We start from the raw sequence: 1,284 nt of genomic DNA, 5'->3' as shown, positions 1-1,284 counted from the left end.
AAAACCATATAACGATCTATCTTTATCATTAACTTAATTATAGCGCTAAAGATGCTGCTTTTTTGATCAGATATAGACCGTCTTATTCTATATAGATTTTTATTATCACTATTAAGTTTATGCAAGGTTAGTGCTTGTCCGCATATATGCCCTAGAATAGTTTTACTATTGAGACTTATCTATTCTTTGAGCGGAAACAAGCTGCTATCGCAGCATTCTTACAAAGTACATTATTTGGAATAATTAATATGACAGCAGGGGTGATTTTAACGGGTGGTGGTGCACGAGGCGCTTACCAGGCCGGTGTTCTTAAGGCAATTGCAGAACAGTTTCCTGGCTTTGACTATCCCTTTCCTGTCATTTGCGGCAGTTCCGCAGGAGCTTTAAACGCCGTGGGGCTAGGAGGAGGGGGTAAGATCTTCAGGCATAGTGTCGACAGTCTCGAAGATCTTTGGTTAAACCTTAGCTCTGATAAGGTATACAAATCCGACTATTGGAATCTTGCAAAAAACCTAGGCCAGTTTGTTAGAGGTTTCGTCAGCGGAGATGGCATTGATGTGCCAGGCTCCATGTTCAATAACGCCCCCTTAAGAGAGCTATTAAAAAAAGAAGCTGATTTCGGACAACTCACAACCAACATCAAGAAGCACGACATACAGGCAGTTAGTGTGACAAGTTGTGGTTATCGAAGCGGCCAAAGTGTTAGTTTTTTCCAAGGTGAAGACCACCTTACTGGTTGGCAATCAGGGAATAGGGTGGGCGTTAAAACAAAACTAACGCTTGATCACCTCATGGCTTCTTCTGCTATCCCGACCATATTTCCACCAGTCAAGATACATAGAGAGTACTTTGGCGATGGTGTTGCTCGTAATATGGCACCGCTTAGCCCTGCAGTTCACCTTGGTGCGAATCGAATTTTGGTTATTGGTGTTAGCGCGAACCTCACCAATCGTCATATTCGCAAGGAAAGTAAAAAAGAGCCAAAGCGACCCTCTATCTTAGAGCATGTTATAAACGGAATGTTTATTGATGTTGTAGAAAAGGACGTTGAAAAGGTCGCTGTCATCAACAGCCTTTTAAAAAGAGTTGAGGACCCAGAAGCAGTCGCCAACGATTTGGGATTAAGGTTTATTGATACCTTGGTGATAAACCCAAGCGAACCAATTGATGAAATTGCAATTAAACATGTTTCCAAACTACCCGGACCTATTAAACAGTTTTTTGGTCTAAACAAGGAACCAATTGAAGGCGGCGTGAGCCTGGCTAGCTATCTTTTGTTTGAAG

The 1,284-nt window shown here is 42.1% G+C and carries 1 protein-coding gene; it reads left to right on the top strand.

All coding sequences use genetic code 11. From position 1 onward, the window contains the following. Nucleotides 1-248: 248 nt before the first annotated feature. The coding region (locus A3756_RS16335) for a patatin-like phospholipase family protein (RefSeq protein WP_068553953.1) at nt 249-1,284 on the top strand (1,036 nt) is incomplete at its 3' end.

It is taken from the genome of Oleiphilus sp. HI0086 (assembly GCF_001635225.1).
The sequence above is the reverse complement of the archived record's forward strand: the minus strand, read 5'-3'. Positions and strand labels throughout refer to the sequence as shown.